We start from the raw sequence: 19,491 nt of genomic DNA, 5'->3' as shown, positions 1-19,491 counted from the left end.
AGTTGTAATTATTTAAAAAACGCTTGAACTTTAGGGTCAGTTGATTTTGATAATTCAGCAAATGTTCCTTCGGCATAATTAATTCCATCCACTAGTAAAATCATTCTATTAGATATAACGCGAGCACAGTCGACATCGTGGGTAATGATTATTGCTGAGGTATTGTATTTTTCTTGAATGGATTTCATAAGAATCAAAATTTCTTTTGAGGTTATGGGATCCAGTCCCGTTGTGGGTTCGTCATATAATATTATTTTAGGTTGTAGAATCAGTGTTCTCGCTAATGCGATCCTCCGTTTCATTCCTCCAGATAGCTCTACTGGCATTAAGTCAACGGCATCCGCCAGGCTAACATTCTCAAGTGCTTCCATTACTAGAGGTGTCGTGTCTTTTAGTACACCAAATTTTTTAGTATGCCTGCGCAGCGGAAATTCTAAATTTTCTCTAACGGTCATCGAATCGTACAGCGCACTTCCTTGAAATAAAAATCCTATTTCAGTTCTTAATTCGTCTAATGCTGTTCTATCGAGTGTACTAATATCTCGCCCCATAATTTCAATAGTTCCTTCATCAGCTCTTTCTAAACCGATAAGGCATTTAATCATTACTGACTTTCCTGAACCAGATTTGCCCATAATCACTAAATTCTCTCCTTCATTTAGGTGCATATTAAAACCATTCAACACATGATTTTCACCATAGCTTTTTTTTAAATTTTTAATATTAATTATTGGTTCGATATGAGATGGTTGATTGTCCATAAGCATTATAAGTCATAAAATATATCCGTAACAAATACAGCAACAAAATCTATTATAAAAAGCAGCATCGAAGTAAATACTACAGCCGAATTAGCAGCAACTCCCACACCTGCCGTTCCTTTTTTACAGTAATATCCTTTAAAGCAACCTACTAGACCGATGGCAAAACCAAAAAAGAATGTTTTTATCGTTGCGGGAATTAAGTCACTAAATTCTAAGGCATCAAAAACTTGGTTGAAATACAGCAAAAAAGAGACATTCCCTTTAATATTTTCTACTAAGAACGAACCGTAAATGGCAATAGCATCACCAAAAAAAACTAAAATGGGCAGCATGAAAGTAGTAGCTAAAATCCTGGTAACGACAAGGTATTTAAAGGGATTAGTACCCGATACTTCCATAGCGTCAATTTGTTCTGTAACTCTCATCGAACCTATTTCTGCACCAATCCCAGAGCCTATTCGGCCGGCACATATTAAAGCGGTTATAATAGGGCCTATTTCTCTTATGAGCGAGATACTCACCATAGAGGGCATCCAAGACACTGCACCAAATTCTTGCAAGGTGGGTCTTGACTGCAATGTAAAAACCAAACCAATAATAAATCCTGTAACTGCAACTAACAATAAAGACCGATTTCCCATATAGTAACATTGCCGAATAAATTCTTTAAATTCAAAGGGTCTTTTAAAAAGCTGTCTAAAAAAACGTCCCGCAAAATAGGAAAGTTCGCCTATCTCTAGTAAAAAACGTTTAATGGCTTCAGTGATTTTTAAAAGGCTATCCATAGGTAGTGCTAAATTAATTGCTTAACAAATGCGTGCTACTCAAATATACAATTATTATGCTTATTATCAGTAATTTAGGGTATTGTTTACCGAGTTTATAGGTGCTTTTATCGAAAAAATCAGCAATGAACGCCAAGCTTTTAAAAATAATAGTACCCACTATCAAATCTCCTGTTTTTACATATTGTTATCTTAAGTTGGCTGTTAAAATGATAGGGACTTCAGATTTAAGGATAGAGAGGGTGAAGTTTGAAAGAAATAGTATGACAAAAAGCGCTTTGTATTTTAATCGAGTAGGTTTAAGGCAGCAACAAATCAGAAATGTCTATATGATTACTTACATGCTGGATGGTATTGCAACTTATGATTGTATTGGCGCCCGCATGGAGCAGGTCTTGATAAGCATTTCCAGCAAATAAAGGATGGACGCCAATACAAATAGGCGGTTGCATTTCGGCCTTTTTTAAATGTGCAATGGTAGCCATCATAGTTCGGCCAGTAGAAATTATATCATCGACTAATATAGGGGTGTGGTTTTTAAAAAGTGATACATCCGGAATAGAAATTACTACCTCGTCATCAGCATGCCTGATTTTTGAAAGTATTAAAAAAGGGGCTTGGGCATCCTCGGCTACTTTAGCAACCCACTGTTCACTTTCACTATCAGGACCAATAAATAGCGGAGTCACGACGTTTTTTTTAACCCAGTCAGCGATATGGTTTGCTGCATGAGCTACATTAGTAGGAACATTATAGATTTCGCTGAGCGTACTTCGGCGGTGTAGATGGGGATCAATCGTAATTAAAGAATCTATAAAACTAGATAGTAAACTGGCAAAATAAGTTGAGGTAACCGCTTCACCCGGATTAAAAATGGTGTCTTGGCGCATATAAGCTAGGTACGGCGCTATAAGTATTATTTTTTTTGCACCTAAATCTTTACAGTTTTTAGCCAAAAAGTAGAGTGGGAGTAGTTTGTCATCAGGTTGATTGAGTGTGCATACAATCACAACCTCTTTATTTTTAACCTCTGATAAAATACGGATATAGGTTTCTCCATCAGGAAAATGACGCAACGTAAATTCACCCTTTTCTCCATGCTGCTTGCAGATTAGTAAATCAGCCATAATTTCATTTCCTGGAAGGGCAAAAAATATCTTTTTCATCAGATTATTGTATTAAAATGATACCTATTTGAGATTCTAAATATTTCAAAGCATAATTAAGTTCTCCCTTGGATTCAGAAAAAATGGTAAACAAAGTATCTCCCGCTTTGACATTAGTTTGCAAAGGAGTTTTAAGGATAATACCAGCAGTTAAATCTTGTGGAGCACCGGCTAACTTTGCTATTTTGGCTAACCTTCTATTGTCAATTTGTGTAACCGTTCCAGAGGTTACAGCTTTGATGTCTTGGCTATAAGGAGCGGTTGTAGGTTCTTTGAACCCACCTTGTGCCTGACAAATCGCTAAGAATTTATTATATGCTTTTCCGCTTGCAAGTATCTCCTCAGCAATTGTGAGTCCGTTATTTTTTTGTTCTTTGTCAGCCAGATTAATGATGCTGGCAGCAATTAGTAACGATTTGTTTTTTAAATCTTGTGGAGCTTCTGTTTCATTTCTTAATACACTTAATACATCGATGGCTTCTAAAGATGGACCAATGCCTTTACCAATAGGTTGAGAGCCATCTGTAAAAAGTACTTTAATTTGTAACCCAAGAGCTTTGGCTACCACATTGAAATAATATTTGAGTTTTTCAGCATCTTCCTCTGTTCTAACTTTGGCTGTTTTTCCTATCGGGATATCAATGACTACATGTGTAGATCCTGCTGCAATCTTTTTAGATAATACGGATGCTATCATTTGACCTTCACTATCCACATCTAGGGCTCTTTCAATCCGAATTAAAATGTCATCGGCGGGACTTAATTTTATGGATCCACCCCAAACAAAACAACCATTTTCTTTTTCTACGACTTTCTTAATCTGGTTGATATCTAAATTGACCACTGTCATTGTATCTAGTGCATCTGCCGTTCCTGCAGGCGAAGTTATTGCCCTGGAAGAAGTCTTAGGAATAGTTAGTCCATGTGCCGCCACAATAGCAACAACAATTGGAGTAGTGCGATTGCCTGGAAGTCCTCCTACACAATGTTTGTCGACTATAATTTTATGGTTCCATGTTAATTTTTTACCAGTATTGACCATTGCTTTAGTTAGACCAATAATTTCTTGAATATTAAGGTTGTCGCCAGCGCAGGCTGTTATAAAAGCGGCGATTTCAATATTAGAATATTGACCATTTACAATATCAGTGATGATGTTTTGTAATGCTGAATCATCCAGTTGTTCGCCATACATCTTAGACCGAATATGTCTCATGGAGTCCACAGGTTGTACATGTGCAAAAGTGACTTCATCACCTTCTTTGGCTCCCAAAAACCGCCAAGCACTTTCAGATAAACCCGCTTTCCCAGTTTCCAGAATACCATCTGTGATAATATATAGCGTAGCGATTATTGACTTGTTATTTACCGATACTTTTATTCTATTAAGTGCCTCAAAACCTTCTGATTTGCATATCGTGCAGTCAAAACGCATAAAAACGACATACTCTTTCTGGGTTTCGATACCTAGACGAATTAGTTTTAAGCTGTTAAAGTTGGCGGCCATTTTAATTTGTTTTAAAGATTAATAACTGCCTAAACAAGCTAAACTGTACAAAGTAGCGCTATCGCATTATTTTTTTAAGCGGTCTGACAAAGACAACAATTATATAGTTAAATGCTGATTCAAAATAATTTTAGTTTATTAAAGATAGGGGGGATATCCAAACTATAAATTAGCTAATGAAATAAAATAAATTTAGGACAGTATTTTTTTTAACTCTTCCATGGTTATAGGTTTCACGATATAATTACTAACCCTGTCATACGATTTAGCTCTTATTATATCTGCAGGGTCCACAGAGCTGGTGATAATATAAATTGTGATGATCTTTTCATTAGGGATTTTTACAAATTCATCTAGAAACTGCCAACCATCCCAGATAGGCATGTTTAAATCTAACAAGATAAGATCAGGTAATTTACTACCATTTTCTATTATTATTTTTAACTTATCATAAGCTTCTTTTCCATTGTGAAAAATCATAAAACTTTCGCAAAAATTTGCTATTTGCATAATTTTTTTGGTCCCAAAAATAAAAATTGGATCATCATCTATTATACAAGCTATATCAATTTTTTTCATGTTTAAAATATATTTTAAAAGTTGTGCCCTTATTTAGTATACTCTCTACTTTTATACTACCACCTATGGCTTCTATTTGGTTTTTGGTAATAAACAACCCAATACCTCGAGCATCTTTATTGGAATGAAAGGTTTTATACATCCCAAAAAGTTTGTCTCTATTTTTTTTCATATCGATTCCGATGCCATTGTCTTCAATACTTAAAATAACGAAGTCATCATTTATCGTTGAGGATATTTTTATAAAACTATCTCGATCAGCTGACCTGTACTTAATTCCATTTGTAATAAAATTGAGTAATATACTATCGAGATAAGCTGGAATAGCTTGGATTTTCACATCAGGATCAATTTCATTATAAATTTGTACTTCTGCTTTTTGGGCAATAACAGAAACATTCTTTATGGTTTTATCCATGTACTCTCGCAATTCTAAGTTTTGTAGATTTTCACTCAACGAAGTATTTATTAATACCACCTCATTTAAATGGGTAATCGTTTCTTTCAAATTTTCAGAAGCAGTTCCTAAAAGTTGTATGAACTCATTTTTTGACAATTCTGGAAATTCAAAATTTAATAAATCTAACATCATCGTTATATTTCCAGAATGAGATCGTAGATTATGGGAGACTATATGTGCAAAGTTCTTTAATCTTTCATTTTGATCTTTGGTTACTAACAGCAAAGATTGTATTTCTTTTTCGGTTTGTTTTATATAACTAATATCTACGGCTATACCCAAATAACCTGTGATTTTACCCTCAGTTTTTATGGCAGTCACGGTTAGTTGAACTGGGAACTGAGTGCCATCTTTTTTAATATAGGTCCATTCTCGAGTGTCGTATTCTCCTTTATTAGCGGCATAGGTAAATACTTTAAAACCTTCTACTATATCATTGTATTTAGTTTTAATTTCTAGAGCTCTTGCTGCAACTTCTTCTTTTAAATGAATGAGCGCAGGAGTTTGTTTGAATAGCACCTCTTCTTTACTATATCCTAAAAGGTTTTCTGCTCCTTTGTTAAAAGTAGTAATGTTTCCTTTTTTGTCAGTTTCGATGATAGAAACCTGAGTACTAGCTTCTATTAAACTTTGCATTTTTGATATAGTGTCTGCTAATTCTCTTTCTGCATTTTTTTGTGGTGTGATGTCTATAATTTGAGAAATAAAATACAAAGGATGATTTTCTGTATTTCGTACTAGTGAAGCGGCTAAAATAATATTTATGATACGGCCGTTTTTACAAATGTACCTTTTCTCCATATGGTAAAATGACCGCCTACCTTTTACAAGTTCGTCTAGTAATTTTAAATCAGCTTGTAAATCATCAGGATGGGTAATGTCTTGAAAACTCTGAACCATTAATTCCTGTTCAGAATAGCCTAACATCATGCAAAGGCTGCGGTTTACTTTTAGCCAATTCCCTTTTTCATCTAATAAGGCCATTCCAATAGCGGCATTCTCAAAGTTACCACGGAAGGCTTCTTCACTAATACGCAACTGTTCTTCGGTTTTTTTTCGAGCTGTAATATCCGCAGTATACATAATTAGGCCGCCAACGGTTCCATTATCATTGTACCATGGTTTGACTTCCCATTTTAACCATTGAACGGTGCCGTCCTTACGTATGAATTTATCTTCGTCTCTTTTTTCAGCAAATCCATTCAAACATTTTTGGTGAATATTTTTCCATTCAGTTCCAATTTCTGGAAAGAGTTCATAGTGGGATTTTCCAATAATTGTTTTGTCTTTAAGATTGTAATCTTCTTTCCATTTTTCTGAAGAGGCTAGGTAACGCATATTATTATCAAACATCGCTATAGCGGTAGGGGTTTGCTCGATAAATACAATATTTCTATTGATAATTTTTTTTTGCTCCGTGATATCGTATTGGGTGCCAAACATCATCAGTGGTTTGCCGTCACTAGTCCAGCTAATCACCTTACCTTTGTCTAAAACCCAGATGTAATGCCCGTCTTTGTGACGCATACGGTATTCTGAATTATAATATTCTGTTTTTTTATCAAAACAATCTTTCAATTGCTGATCAGATTTTTCTAAATCATCTGGGTGCACTAAATTTTTCCAGGTTTTTATACTAATAGGTTCTAATTCTTTGAGGGAATACCCCAATATTTTTGCCCAAAGTTCATTGTAATTTGTCTCTCCAGTTTGAATATTCCATTCCCAAGTTCCCGCATTGGTCCCTTCGATGACACTTAATAATTTTTCTTTTTCTTGTATTAATGCAATGTTAGAATTTTTTACTTGTGTGATGTCTTGAAAAGTACCATATACACGAGTGCACGTACCATCAGAAAAAACCGCTTGTCCTATAGAGCGAACCCATCTTATATTTCCTTTTAGGGTCACAATTTGTAATTCATGATCAAAAGGAATACCTTCTGCAGCTGCACGTCCGAAAGATTTAGTAATTAAATCTCTTGATTCCCCTTCTTTATAAAAATTAATCGCAGTTTCTAAATCCGGTTCAAAATCTAAAGCAGCTTCATGTATCTCTTTGGTCATACCGCTCCAGTATAAACTTTGATTTAGTAGATTTACTTCCCAGTAGCCGATACGTGCTGCTTCGTTACACTTTTTTAGAAAATCTTCTTGTTTAATATATTTATCAAGCTGTTGTTTTAAAGTTTCTTCATCAGCATTATTTTCTTCTTTATGACTTATTTTAGTGTGAGCACTTAAAATTCTTGTAACCAGTCCGTCTTTATCTTTAATAGGTATGGCTTTACATCTAACTGTTACCAGTCCGCCATTTTTATGTTTGTACCTTAAAATCTCGTCAAATTCCACAATGTCAACTTGACTCGCTTTTTTCAAATCATCAGGATGGATTATTTTTTGCCAAGCGGAAGTTCTATTAGGCATTTCAGTCGAATCATAACCGAGCGTTGACCAAAATTTAGAATTAATCCATTCATTTTCTTCATATTCAATATCTCTATAGGATAAACCATCAACTCCCCATTCTTGAATAAAATCAAAAACTGAAAAATCGTTTTTTAAAAGTTCATAAAACTCTTTTTTAAGGTAACTCATATTGTTTAATTACTTAATGGTATTAAAAATGAAAGAGGTTTTACACTCCATCTTGTGCTATTAATTTTTTATAAATGGCCTACAATAGCACAGGTTTTCATAAAAACTCATGATAGTTAATGGGATTAATCCTCATACTTAACTAGGTGTTTAGTAAATATAAAGGATAAATTTGATAAATGGAAAAAGCCATAAAAAAAGTTTTAATTTTTATGGAGTACTTTAAATGTAGTGGTATTTACACAAATATAGGAATAAAGCGCAAAAGGTAGCAAGTAATTAACAAACAAGTACTTTAAAGAGTTCCAATTTTATTGAAGATTCAATTTATTAATTTTCATAAAGCAGTAATCGGTTTCTAACAGCAACCAACTCTTTTTGGAGAGAGTCAATTTTTTTTAATAAGTTTAAAACGACATCTACACCTTCTAGATTCACTTCTAAGTCCTGATGTACCCTTATTATTTTTTCAATTTCATAAATGGCATCATTATGAATATAAGGTGTTTCTTCAATCTCTTGAATTTCGATTAATCCTAATTCATTTAAATTATTGAAAAAGGATACTTCTACTTTATAATGGGTACACAAGGTATGTAGGGTAATTAAGTTTTCGGTACTCATGATGATCTTAATTTAGAAAGTTGCGTAAATAAATCTTTTTCTTTATCAGTAAGATGGGTAGGTATTTTTATCTGGTAATTTATATAGAGGTCTCCAAAAAGGGGTTCTTTTTTGTACACTGGAAAGCCTTTGCCTTTTAGCTTTACTTTACTGCCATTTTGTGTCCCTGGTTTTACATTGAGTTTTACTTTTCCATCAAAGGTATCTACAGTGATTTCTCCGCCCAGAACAGCGGTATATAAGTCTAAATCCACAGTACTGTACAGGTTACTTTTGTCTCGTTTAAAGTTAGTGTGATTTTCAATTGTAAACGTGATGTATAAGTCTCCTTTTGGGCCACCACCAGCACCTTCTGCACCATGACCTGTAATTTTAATGATTTGTCCATTCTCTACTCCTGCGGGTATGGTGAGCCGAATGTTTTTGCCATTAATAGTCAGCGTACGTTTGTGTGTGGTATAAACATCTTTTAAATCTAAATGCAGTTCAGCATTAAAATCCTGTCCTTTATATTGTGCTCTTTGTCTTCCTCTACCGCCAGCAGCTTGACCTCCAAACATAGATTCAAAAAAATCGGAGTAATCTGCTCCGCCACCAAAACCACCAAAGTCAGCTTGTTGCCCCCCTCTTTGATATTGTGACTGCTGTTGTCTAGCGCTCTCATATTGTTCAGCCTGTTGCCAGTTTTCTCCGTATTGATCATATTTTTTACGGTTTTCTGGATGACTTAATACTTCATTAGCCTCATTAATTTCTTTAAATTTTTTCTCAGCATCTTTGTCATTTGGATTTAGATCAGGATGGTATTTCCGAGCCATTTTTCGGAATGCTTTTTTTATCTCGGCTTCCGTTGCAGTTTTGCTAATTCCTAAAATTTTGTAGTAATCTATAAATGCCATCTTTACTATAATTAAGGTATATCGTTAATAGTCTATTTCTAAATTCAAATACAATCATTTACGAAAGTAAATTGAGTTGCTTCTTCCAAATTTAATCATTTTTAAGAAGATAGATAATGTTAAAGCATTTTATTTGCTATGTATGAAATAGGTCTGTGTTTGGGCAAAAGGGATATATTCTTAAGATTTTATACAGTACCATATTTGTTAATCATCATCATTTGACCAGCATGATAAGCGGTATGAGAAATTATCCTTCCAAAGGCTTCTGTTTTTGTTTTTGTGCCAAATTCCTTTGTTGTAATCATACCTTCCCAATCGGCTACCGTTTGTTTTTCGATACTCTTTAATAAACTTTTAAAGGCATAGTCATTATGTGTTTTAAGTTCGTCAAGCGAAGTCCATTCTCCTGTGTCTTTTTGTGCAATTACGGTTTTTGCAATTACTTTAACGTCACTCTCTCCAAAAACATTTTTGGCAAAAAGTAATTCAACATCTCCTACGTGGCGGATGAGAAAACCGAGACTGTTAGGGGAGGGTGGCAGTCTTTTTTTTAAATCATTTTCAGTAATTTGCGTTAATTGGTTTGTAAATCGCGTTCGTGCTTCTTTCCAAAGTTCGATAAGTAATTGTGTGTTTGATTTCATTCAAGGTAGTGTTTGCTTGTTTACTATGATGTCAACTTTTGATAGCGTTTTAGCTACTAAAAGTGGGTAATCCTTAGGCAATCTTTATAAATATTTGTTGAGGTAATGTTTTTTACATGACCACTGCATTTAGAGGATGGTTTGATTGTTTCTTTTTTAATGCTATCAGAAAGGATTTGTAACCAATGAATTCTGGATCGTTTGGGTTAATTTGCAGTACAAAATTAATTTTACCTAACAGATGTTGTAAGTAGTTTGATTGACGAATGTCTCTAAAAGCTATATGCTCATCTATTCCATATTTCTGAATGTAGTACATTGCTTGACGTAAGGCATTGCGCTTATGAAAAACAACTTGTGGCTTATCATTAACTACAATTCCTGTTACTGTCTGTCTCATATTAGGAGTCATTAATTTGGTTTTAGTGGTATTTATTTTACAACCTAGTTGTTCTACTACATTTGTTACAAAATGGAGTACAGATTTAGAATCAAAATCACCTGAGAAACTCAGATCGTCGGCATAGCGAGTATATCTTATCCGATTAGCAATACAATAGTTTGCAATAGATTTGTCAGCTTCCCTAAATATTAAATTAGAAAGATAAGGACTTGTGGGTGCTCCTTGTGGCAGGCTATTGTCTCGCGTACACAACTGACTGAGTAAGCGAGCAAGGGCATTGGAATACCCCATTTCGATAAAAACCTTTTCGATGCTATCAGCAGAAATAGAAGGAAAAAAGTTTTCTAAATCTAAAGTAAAAACAGTGCGCTGCTTTTTATGGAATTTTAGATTTTCTGACAGAGATGTTTTTGGTTTGTACGCTTTCGCAAAAGGACTAACGGGAACTTGATATAAAATGTTTTGCAAAATCCACTGCTGAATTTCCATGAGACTAGGTAATGGTTCTGAGATAATTCTCTTTTTACCATTTTTTTTAATAATCGTAAAATCTCTGTAAAAGTGGTTGCTGTATAAAGCTGCTTTTTTTAAATATTGTTTTTTGTAACCAACGAGAAGCGATAAATGAGTCGAATTATAAATGATAGGTACACCATTTTTAATCAGTTTACTGGCATAGTTCATACAATGCTCAATAGTATCATAGGAGTAGCCAGATTTTATAGCTTCTTCGGTAAAGGCTGTTTTGTATTTTTCAAAATTCATGGTATCTAATTTGTTAATGGAGTGAGGACTTTTCTGTCACTCACTCCAATTAAGAATACGGGTTCAAAAGGTTCGGAGCTCTGCGCAGCGCCTTTTGAACCCAGTGCTTGAAAAAGCATTCAATTATAGAACAGTGACTCACTGCTCCAACGTTAGCTTAGCTAACATGATCCTTGGATATCTTAGAATGGTAACTCATTTTGAAGTGGTACAAAAATGGTTTTTTTATCCAGCTTGGGAATCTTATTTGCGGTATCCTTTTGTATCCAGGTCTCTTTTTTATTTTTTAGATTTTTTTGTTCCATAATGATTAATTAACTTATTACTTGTCAAATAGTTAACTGTATTAAAGTTACAAAAAAAATTACTAATTAATCAATATAAGAGGGAGTTATTTATTACTGCAACAGTATTTTGTCTTATGTTCTTACTTTTCCTGCTGAAACAAAAAAAAGCTGCCCGAAAAGTACATTCCGGGCAGCTGGTATTAAGTAGTAAAAGGATTATAAAAATCTTATTTTTTTACTAAGTATTTAATGTTTTTAACTTTTCCGTTAACCACAGTTTTCAAGAAATAGAATCCTTTTCTTAATCTAGATAACTCTAGATTAGAAATTGATTTTCCAGCACTAATGTTTTGGCTACTTTGATGCACTAACTGTCCAAAGAAGTTATAAATTAAAAAGTCAACTTTTGCATTTGTCGAACTGTTGATACTAACATTAACATGGCTTACAAATGGATTTGGAAATACATTCACATTTGTAATAGTGCGTTGAGGGGTATTATTTTGTTCAGCACAACTTCCTAAAGTATCACCATGAGCTAGATGCCATTTAACAGCATTATCATCAACACAAATAGCTTTTCCTCTATGACAGATTTCTACTTTTGGATGTCTACTGTTACTGCCACAACGCACATCTTCTACGTTTACTGTACGTTCAGTCACAGCGCTACATCCATTAGCGTCAGTTACTGTTAATGTGTAGGTAGTAGTTGGTTCTGGACAAACTTTAATTGTAGTAGTGGTAGCCCCATTACTCCATTCATAAGTGTAAGGTAGTACACCACCAGTAACTGTACCCGCATTAAGGGTCGTACAAGACTGCTCACTGTATCCATTATATACAGTAACATCTTCTGCAGAAGGAATTTCTATTGCTGTTGCTTCAGTAATTGTAAAGTCCTTTGTTATGGTATTATTTAAGGCATCTTTAACTACAACACTGTAATTTCCAGCGCTTAGGTCTGCAATACTATTTGAAGTAGCATTTGTACTCCACTGGTACGTATAAGGAGAAATTCCGCCCGACACATTAATACTTGCGGTTCCATCAGCTTCGCCATTACAGCTTACATTTGTTGCAGTTACCGCATCAGCAGTCATCAATTTCAACTGTAATCTTGCTGAAACTGGGAAGTGATCTGATGCTGTTTTTGTGTAATCACTAGAATAAAATTCGTAATGAACTCGTGCTGATTGTGGAATGTATAGTGCGGCTAATTCATTAGAAAGCGTAATATGGTCTATCATATTCTCATAAGTAGCATACGATCTAAAACCAGCATCACTTAATTCCTTAGTTACTACAGTGTAATTTGCAGCATCGTTAACATACGCTTCAAAAGTCGAGACTGTCGTTGGTACACTTGAAACCGTTTGGTCAACGTCATCATTGTAGTCACCAAGTAAAATTAAATTAGCATTAGGATATTGTGTGTCTAAAGTGTCTTTTAGTACCTCAACATCAAACTTACGCATGTCATATTTGCCTTGAGCATCACCACTAGTATTGGCTCTTGCATGCAAGTCAATAATATTAATTTGCTGCTTGTTTCCGTCAATAGTAACATTAGCAGTCAACATAAAAGGTAATCTTCCACTAGCAAAAAAGCGAGACTTATCACTATCAGGATAGTTAACTAAAGCTGAAGTATCTCCGCCGTTATAATAAGGGTGAATTGTTTGCAACAATACTTTAGTGCTCACCGGCTCAACAGTTTTGTTTTTGTATATAAACCCTACTTTTTGTTTAGGACCTGATACATCATTAGGGTATGAGGTAGCTTCAGATAATACATAACTATAATCATTCATTTCGCTGACCATTTGTGCTAATAACGCATCATCAGAAACTTCTTCGACAGCATAAATATCTGCATCTAAAGTTTGTAATACATTTTTAACTGCTTCTTTTTGAATCGCATCTGAGTCAGGTTTTCCTGCCGCTGGTGAATTTGTTTCGTCTCCAAACCAAGCTACGTTCCAAGTGGCAATATCTAAAGTTTTGTCTTTAGAAATACTTAAGTCACTTCCTGTTTGTTGGTATTTATCAGCACATGGGAAATCACTTCTCATTCTAGGCAATAGCTGTTGTGTGGCATAATAATTACCTACAACTCCAATAATTTCAGCACAGCTTTCTGGTTGACCAAAACCAACTAAGCCATCCACATCAGCATCAATACGCAATTGCGCTGTACCGCTGGCATCAGAAATATCAGTATTAGAATTACCAAACATTATAGCTCCTGGTTTAGGGAAAGTAGTGTTTACCACACGCACTAACTCAGCCGGATGATTGACCATTTCGCTAAGAGTAATAGTAAGAGGTTCGATAAGTTGGTTTGCTGGGCCATTGTTTGTAACAGCACTTACCGGACTAATTTGAACTTGGTCACTGTAACTACTTCTTGTTCCAGTAACAGTAATTGAATCACCTATTTTGAAAATTCCAGAACCATGTACTGTTTTATCAAAAACGGCAACTGCTCCTGTTGCATCTTGCAAATAAGCAGAACCTGAAAACTGGTCAGAGACTGTTAATGTTCCGGTTACAGTCACTATTTCTCCATCAGCTTTAGCACGTGCTTCTGCGATAGGGATTACTACTATTATATCTGATGCATTTCCAAAAAATTGACCTGCATTTACTGCACCCAATGTGCTTTTTGTAGCTTGCCAAGTAAAATCAGCATAAGTAAATCCAGCTCCAGTTAACTGCAATGAAGTTCCTACAGCTGCACTACTTTCTTCGGCAATACCAATATCTGTACTTGTCATTCCGTTTGCAGGTCCGTTAGTAGCTGTAAAAACACCTTCATAACTCAAGAATTGGATTACTTTTCCAGTTGCGTCTACTAATGCTAAACCATCTGGTGCTCCATTTTGTAAACCAGGAATCTTTACAAATACTGTTCCGTAACCATTTAATTGTTCTGGTATTGAACCTGTTAGTGCAGTAACGGGAGCATAACTAGCTCCACCGTTTCCGTTGTAAGGTACAATGCTCCATCCAGTTAAATCAGTTCCTGCATATCCTGCCACTTCAACAGCTTCATCTATATCAGTTCCAGCATTGTCATAATGAATTTCATTAATGAAAACTAAGTCACCTAATCGTTGTCCTTTATTTACTGCTCCAAAAGTATTTTCTGCAGCTTCCCAAGTAAAATCACTGTATTTTGTTCCTTTTCCAACTAACTGAAGCGAAGTTCCAACTGTAGCTGTACTTGCTTCTTCAATACCAATATCGGTACTTGTCATTCCCGCAGCAGGGCCATTTGTTGCTGTAAAACTGCCTTCGTAACTCAAAAACTGAATTACATTATTAGCAGCATCAACTAAGGCAATACCATCAGGAGCGCCATTTTGCAATCCTGAAATACTTACTGATACCGTTCCATATCCATTTAACTGATTAGGAATAACTCCTGATAAGGTACCTACGGGCGTATAACTTGCCCCTCCATTACCATTATATGGAATCACTTTCCATCCTGTTACATCAGTTCCCGCAAGACCGGCAATTTCAACTCCTTCACCAATATCTGAACCTGCATTATCATAATGAATTTCATTAATAAATACAGAACCAGCTGGAGCAGGTGTAGTGCTATTACTAAGTGTTGTAACTGCAACCGCATTACTCGCTTCGGAAGTATTGTCATCAGCATCTACTGCTTTAACTGTAAAAGTATACGATGTACTTGCAGTTAAACCAGTGACTGTGTAAGTTGTTGCAGTAGTGGTAGTCGCTAGCGTAGTACCGTTGTAAATCTCATATGATACTGCCGCTGTTGCCGCTTCCCAAGATAACTCCGTTTTCGTTTGAGTCGTATTACTAGCCGTCAGATTTGCTGGTGCACTAAGCGGAACAGTAGTGTTTGCAAATGATTGTCCACTGTTGATCGTTCCATAAGTACTCGGCGTTGCTGCCTGCCAAGTGAAATTACTGTATTCTGTGCCCGTTCCAACCAATTGTAAGGATAGACCCGCAGCTTCTGTTCCCGTTTGAGATACACCAATATCTGTACTGGTCATTCCATTTGCCGGACCATTCGTAGCAATAAATGAACCTTCGTAGCTTAAAAACTGAACTACATTTCCTAGATTGTTGACTAATGCAAGACCATCAGGCGCACCGTTTTGTAAACCACTAATTCCCACAAACACGGTTCCAAAACCATTTGATTGATTTGGAATTGTTCCTGTCAAATTCCCCACAGGGGTGTAAGAAGCGCCACCGTTTCCATTGTAAGGAATGATGCTCCAACCTGTAAGGTCTGTTCCTGCTGTTCCTGCAATTTCTACACCTTCACCTACATCTGCACCATTGTTATCATAATGTATTTCATTCATGAAAACTACAGAGGTAGCAGGAGGTGTTCCTGCCTGAGTAGTAATTGCTACACTATTGCTAGCGTTAGAAATGTTACCAGCAGCATCAAAAGCTTTCAGAGTTAAGCTATAATTTGTACTTGCCGTAAGACCTGATAAAACATAAGTAGATGTTGACGAAGAGCCAATTAGTACTGCGCCGTTATAAATTCTATATCCTAAAACACCAACATTATCTGTAGACTGTGTCCAAGTTAACGTGGTTGCTGTTTGTGTTGTATTAGTAGCGTATACATTTGCAGGTGCAGTTGGAGCTTCTGTATCTAGAGTTACGCTTCCGTCAAATCTATTTTGAGCTTGTGGCCCTCCCCATATAGTGGTTGCAAATGCTGGATTGTCAATAAAAGGGTTTCTGTTACCTTGAACTCCCTCTAATATTGTATTTCTATTGATTTCTACTTGAGATACTGGATCTTCAGCATTCCATTCTAAAAGAATGTCAGCCATATCAGTATTATAATTTTGAGAACTAACTGTTACTGCACTTGGATTACATTGATTACCATATCTTAGGTGCATGTACATTATCATACGCGCTACATCACCTTTCCATTCATCACCAGGATACCAATAAGTACCATTTACTAATTTTGAATTTCCAGATCCATCACCAAACGGATAGTTGTTTCTTGTTGAATTCAAAGTAATATCAGAAGCTCTTAAATGATGCGCATCACTACCTGGACCTGAAGTTCCTAAATTAGGATTTCCCAATGATTTTGCAAAAACGTGTTCTCTATTCCATTCCCCTTGGTTTCCACCATTAAGATCTTTAGAACGAGTTCGGTCATTCGTGATGTCTCCATCTGTGTCATCGTAACCATAAATCAGTAAGACTTTAGTAGGATCATTTGGATCTAAGTCTGTTTGTTTTAAGGCATCCCATACTCCTGGAGTATAACTTAAATTAGTGGTGTTGCTGCTAATTAAGGTAGCAAGACTTGATTTTAAGGCAGTTCCCGTTTGGTTTATGTTGGTCCCGTTGTAATAGGAGGGAACCTGGCCAAATGATAAAAGACTTAAAAAAGAAAATACAGCTACCAGTAGCAGCTGCTTTTTTAAGTAAAAGTGTTTCATAATGAGAGTTAATTAATTAAAGTGTAAAATTAAAGAATCGCTTTTTTTATTCGTTTCCTTCTTGTTAAGAAATTGTTAAAAATACAAAGTTCTTCGATATAAAGCAACACTACTTTTTGAATATAGACAACCCAACTCCTTTACGTTAAATAGGTTTGGATTCAGGAATGTGGAGGGGGCAAATCTGTCTTTCCATAAACTACCGTGCTAGCTGTCATTTTACTACAATTTTCATCAATAATAAGGAGTGATTTTAATAGAACCGTGTATAACGATTATGTGGAAAGTAAGTAATAATATTAAGGATTAACCTCGCCGTCCAGTAGGAAATCCAGTTGAGAAAATAGGAAAAAATACTATTCCTTTTTTGGAGAGACTCTGGGGTTATTCTTTGACACTTGGCCAAAACTTTATTTAGATGTGCTGCATACTCCAAAGAGAATTTCACTGATTTAATTTCGACATTCATCTCAATACTTCCATAAACACTCAAATTATTTAAGTTAAAAGATCCTATCGTACTCCAATATCCATCAACTACTGCTGCTTTACCATGCAATATTGATTTATTCCATTCATAAAGTTCAATGCCTTCATCAAGCAAAGAGGTGTAGATGTGATAAGTAGCACGCTTGGACAGCGCAACATCTGATAATCCAGATAAAAGTAATTTTATTTTGACCTTATTTTTTGATGCTTTTTTTAAAACATTGTATAATCTTCTGCCAGGTAAAAAATAACTTCCTACGATAATTATCTCTTTTTTGGCATTGCCAAATGAATCTAAATAAGCATCATAAATTTCGTTTTTCCTTTTTAACCAATCATTTTGGATAATATTAATAATAGCTGTGAATTGTTTGTGAAATAAGGCTTTTGTTTTTTTAGGAAACAGCAACTTTTTCTTCAAGAAAAGATTCAGACACAAGCTTTGCAGGTTTCTGGCTATTTTGAGATCAGTGATTAAAACAGCATAATCTAGCCAGGGTTCTTTGTTTAGATTCCCTACATATTTGTCAGCAATATTTATGCCGCCTACAAGAACCACATGACTATCAGCCACCACCACTTTGTGATGAAGCCTACGACCCATATAAAAAGAATTTGCAGAGAATAATGGAGAAAAAAACCGAAAGTGAATGCCATTGTTTCTAAAGTCTTTAACCAATTGTTTAGGAAAGGAAAAGGAACCAAAACCATCTATTAAAATATATATAGAAACGTCACGAGAAGCAGCTTCTAACAAAGCTTTTATGATTTCGTTTCCGATAGTGTCATTTTCAAAAATATAAAACTGCAAGTGAATTTCGGTCTTGGCCTCATTGATTATTTTTTTTAAACGTGTGAAATAGTCCGTTCCACTATGAACCAGCTCAATGTTTTCACTTGCTAAACGTATTGATTTACTATAACTCATTAGCATTTTTAATTTTTACCTCTTTAATCAATAAAAATTCTAATAGATTCTCTGTATCTAGAGTTCCTATTAGTTGTTTTTTATTCATTACGAGCATTAAAGTGGACTTGCTGCTGTAGATTAAATCAAAGACATCTGCTAACAAAGTATTTTCTTCTAAATAAACTAAATTGCTATTCATTGCGGTGTGAATAGGCGTATTTTCACCTCTTTTAGCAAGAGCGACGATAATTTCATCTCTATTTAAGGTGCCAATAGGTTCGTCGTTGCTAGTAATTAAAAATATTTTAGACTGACTATCTAATAACAATTCAATTGCTTTTGATAGCGGCTGGTCTTTATCAATAGATAGGTAATTTTTCATTACTACATCTTTTACTTTGTAGCCTTTAAGCACGTATTTAGACTCGGTACTGCTAGCTTCAATTTGGGCACCCATAAAGACAAAAACACCTATAAAAATTAAAAAAGGATTAGATAGAAAACCAATGATCATAAACCCGATTGCTAGTAGTTGGCCAATTCTAGCTGCAATTTTAGTGGCAATATGTTTTTTAAATTTAAAGGAGAGTAAGGCTCTCAGTATTCGGCCGCCATCCATTGGGAATGCTGGTATCAGATTAAAAATTGCCAAAGCAATATTTACTATAAAAAAGTTTAATAGAAAATTAGATGAATTTATCCCGCCTGATAGTTGTAGCACTAAGGCCTCTGCATTATCAGGAAGCGTTATGAAAATTCCAGTAAAAGCGGCTAAAAGGATATTTACCAAAGGTCCAGCAAAGGCTACGGTTAATTCTTCGAGTGGTTTTTCTGGGAGGCGTTCCAGTCTTGCTAGACCTCCAATGGGAAGTAAAGTGATGTCTTTGGTAACAATACCATAGTTTTTTGCCACTAAGGCATGTCCCAGTTCATGTAATATAACAGTAACAAAAATGGTAAGTATAAAAAAGATAGACCACAATATTTGGAGTTGATTGTAACCGGATCTGATATTAACAAAAATGATAAAGGCAATAAGAAATGAAAATGTCCAATGAACAAATATACCAATTCCCGATACTTTTGCGAGTTTAAAAGTTCCTTTCATATTTCCATTTATTTTAAATTAATAAT

The 19,491-nt window shown here is 35.1% G+C and carries 13 protein-coding genes; all 13 read right to left on the bottom strand.

Annotated elements, in window-relative coordinates; all coding sequences use genetic code 11:
- Positions 1 to 8 precede the first annotated feature (8 nt).
- The 13 genes from ACEN2K_RS04820 to ACEN2K_RS04760 all read right to left on the bottom strand — a co-directional run bounded on the left by ACEN2K_RS04820 (position 9) and on the right by ACEN2K_RS04760 (position 19,465).
- Positions 9 to 761 carry an ABC transporter ATP-binding protein gene (locus tag ACEN2K_RS04820; RefSeq protein ID WP_441758188.1) on the bottom strand — a complete coding sequence of 251 codons (753 nt, stop codon included), beginning with the start codon at positions 759 to 761 and terminating at the stop codon, positions 9 to 11.
- 5 nt (positions 762 to 766) lie between these two features.
- Complete coding sequence (locus tag ACEN2K_RS04815; RefSeq protein WP_441758187.1) at positions 767 to 1,549, bottom strand: MlaE family ABC transporter permease; 783 nt, start codon at positions 1,547 to 1,549, stop codon at positions 767 to 769.
- A gap of 299 nt (positions 1,550 to 1,848) precedes the next feature.
- Positions 1,849 to 2,715 (bottom strand): ribose-phosphate pyrophosphokinase, encoded by an 867-nt coding sequence (locus ACEN2K_RS04810; RefSeq protein ID WP_441758186.1) that lies wholly within the window; start codon positions 2,713 to 2,715, stop codon positions 1,849 to 1,851.
- A 4-nt stretch (positions 2,716 to 2,719) separates the two neighbouring features.
- A complete protein-coding gene (locus tag ACEN2K_RS04805) occupies positions 2,720 to 4,222 on the bottom strand; it encodes a thymidine phosphorylase family protein (RefSeq protein ID WP_441758185.1) in 1,503 nt (500 codons plus the stop codon).
- A gap of 192 nt (positions 4,223 to 4,414) precedes the next feature.
- Complete coding sequence (locus ACEN2K_RS04800) at positions 4,415 to 4,801, bottom strand: response regulator (protein ID WP_441758184.1); 387 nt, start codon at positions 4,799 to 4,801, stop codon at positions 4,415 to 4,417.
- The gene (locus tag ACEN2K_RS04795; RefSeq protein WP_441758183.1) at positions 4,788 to 7,859 is read right to left on the bottom strand and encodes a PAS domain S-box protein; all 3,072 of its coding nucleotides are present in this window, start codon (positions 7,857 to 7,859) and stop codon (positions 4,788 to 4,790) included. Before ACEN2K_RS04795 ends, ACEN2K_RS04800 begins: the two co-directional genes overlap by 14 nt.
- A 330-nt stretch (positions 7,860 to 8,189) precedes the next feature.
- A complete protein-coding gene (locus ACEN2K_RS04790) occupies positions 8,190 to 8,483 on the bottom strand; it encodes a chaperone modulator CbpM (RefSeq protein ID WP_441758182.1) in 294 nt (97 codons plus the stop codon).
- Complete coding sequence (locus ACEN2K_RS04785; protein ID WP_441758181.1) at positions 8,480 to 9,382, bottom strand: DnaJ C-terminal domain-containing protein; 903 nt, start codon at positions 9,380 to 9,382, stop codon at positions 8,480 to 8,482. The genes ACEN2K_RS04790 and ACEN2K_RS04785 overlap by 4 nt, the downstream gene beginning before the upstream one ends.
- A gap of 188 nt (positions 9,383 to 9,570) precedes the next feature.
- Positions 9,571 to 10,029, bottom strand: a complete 459-nt coding sequence (locus ACEN2K_RS04780; protein WP_441758180.1) for a DinB family protein — start codon at positions 10,027 to 10,029, stop codon at positions 9,571 to 9,573.
- Positions 10,030 to 10,141: 112 nt separating this feature from the next.
- A complete protein-coding gene (locus tag ACEN2K_RS04775) occupies positions 10,142 to 11,197 on the bottom strand; it encodes a reverse transcriptase family protein (RefSeq protein WP_441758179.1) in 1,056 nt (351 codons plus the stop codon).
- 514 nt (positions 11,198 to 11,711) lie between these two features.
- Complete coding sequence (locus ACEN2K_RS04770; protein WP_441758178.1) at positions 11,712 to 16,958, bottom strand: endonuclease; 5,247 nt, start codon at positions 16,956 to 16,958, stop codon at positions 11,712 to 11,714.
- Positions 16,959 to 17,211: 253 nt separating this feature from the next.
- Positions 17,212 to 18,375 carry a phospholipase D-like domain-containing protein gene (locus tag ACEN2K_RS04765; RefSeq protein ID WP_441758177.1) on the bottom strand — a complete coding sequence of 388 codons (1,164 nt, stop codon included), beginning with the start codon at positions 18,373 to 18,375 and terminating at the stop codon, positions 17,212 to 17,214.
- On the bottom strand, positions 18,365 to 19,465 hold the full coding sequence (locus ACEN2K_RS04760; protein WP_441758176.1) for a site-2 protease family protein: 1,101 nt from the start codon (positions 19,463 to 19,465) through the stop codon (positions 18,365 to 18,367). Before ACEN2K_RS04760 ends, ACEN2K_RS04765 begins: the two co-directional genes overlap by 11 nt.
- Positions 19,466 to 19,491: the final 26 nt, after the last annotated feature.

It is taken from the genome of Flavobacterium sp. W21_SRS_FM3 (genome assembly GCF_052113625.1).
Lineage (GTDB): Bacteria > Bacteroidota > Bacteroidia > Flavobacteriales > Flavobacteriaceae > Flavobacterium.
The sequence above is the reverse complement of the archived record's forward strand: the minus strand, read 5'-3'. Positions and strand labels throughout refer to the sequence as shown.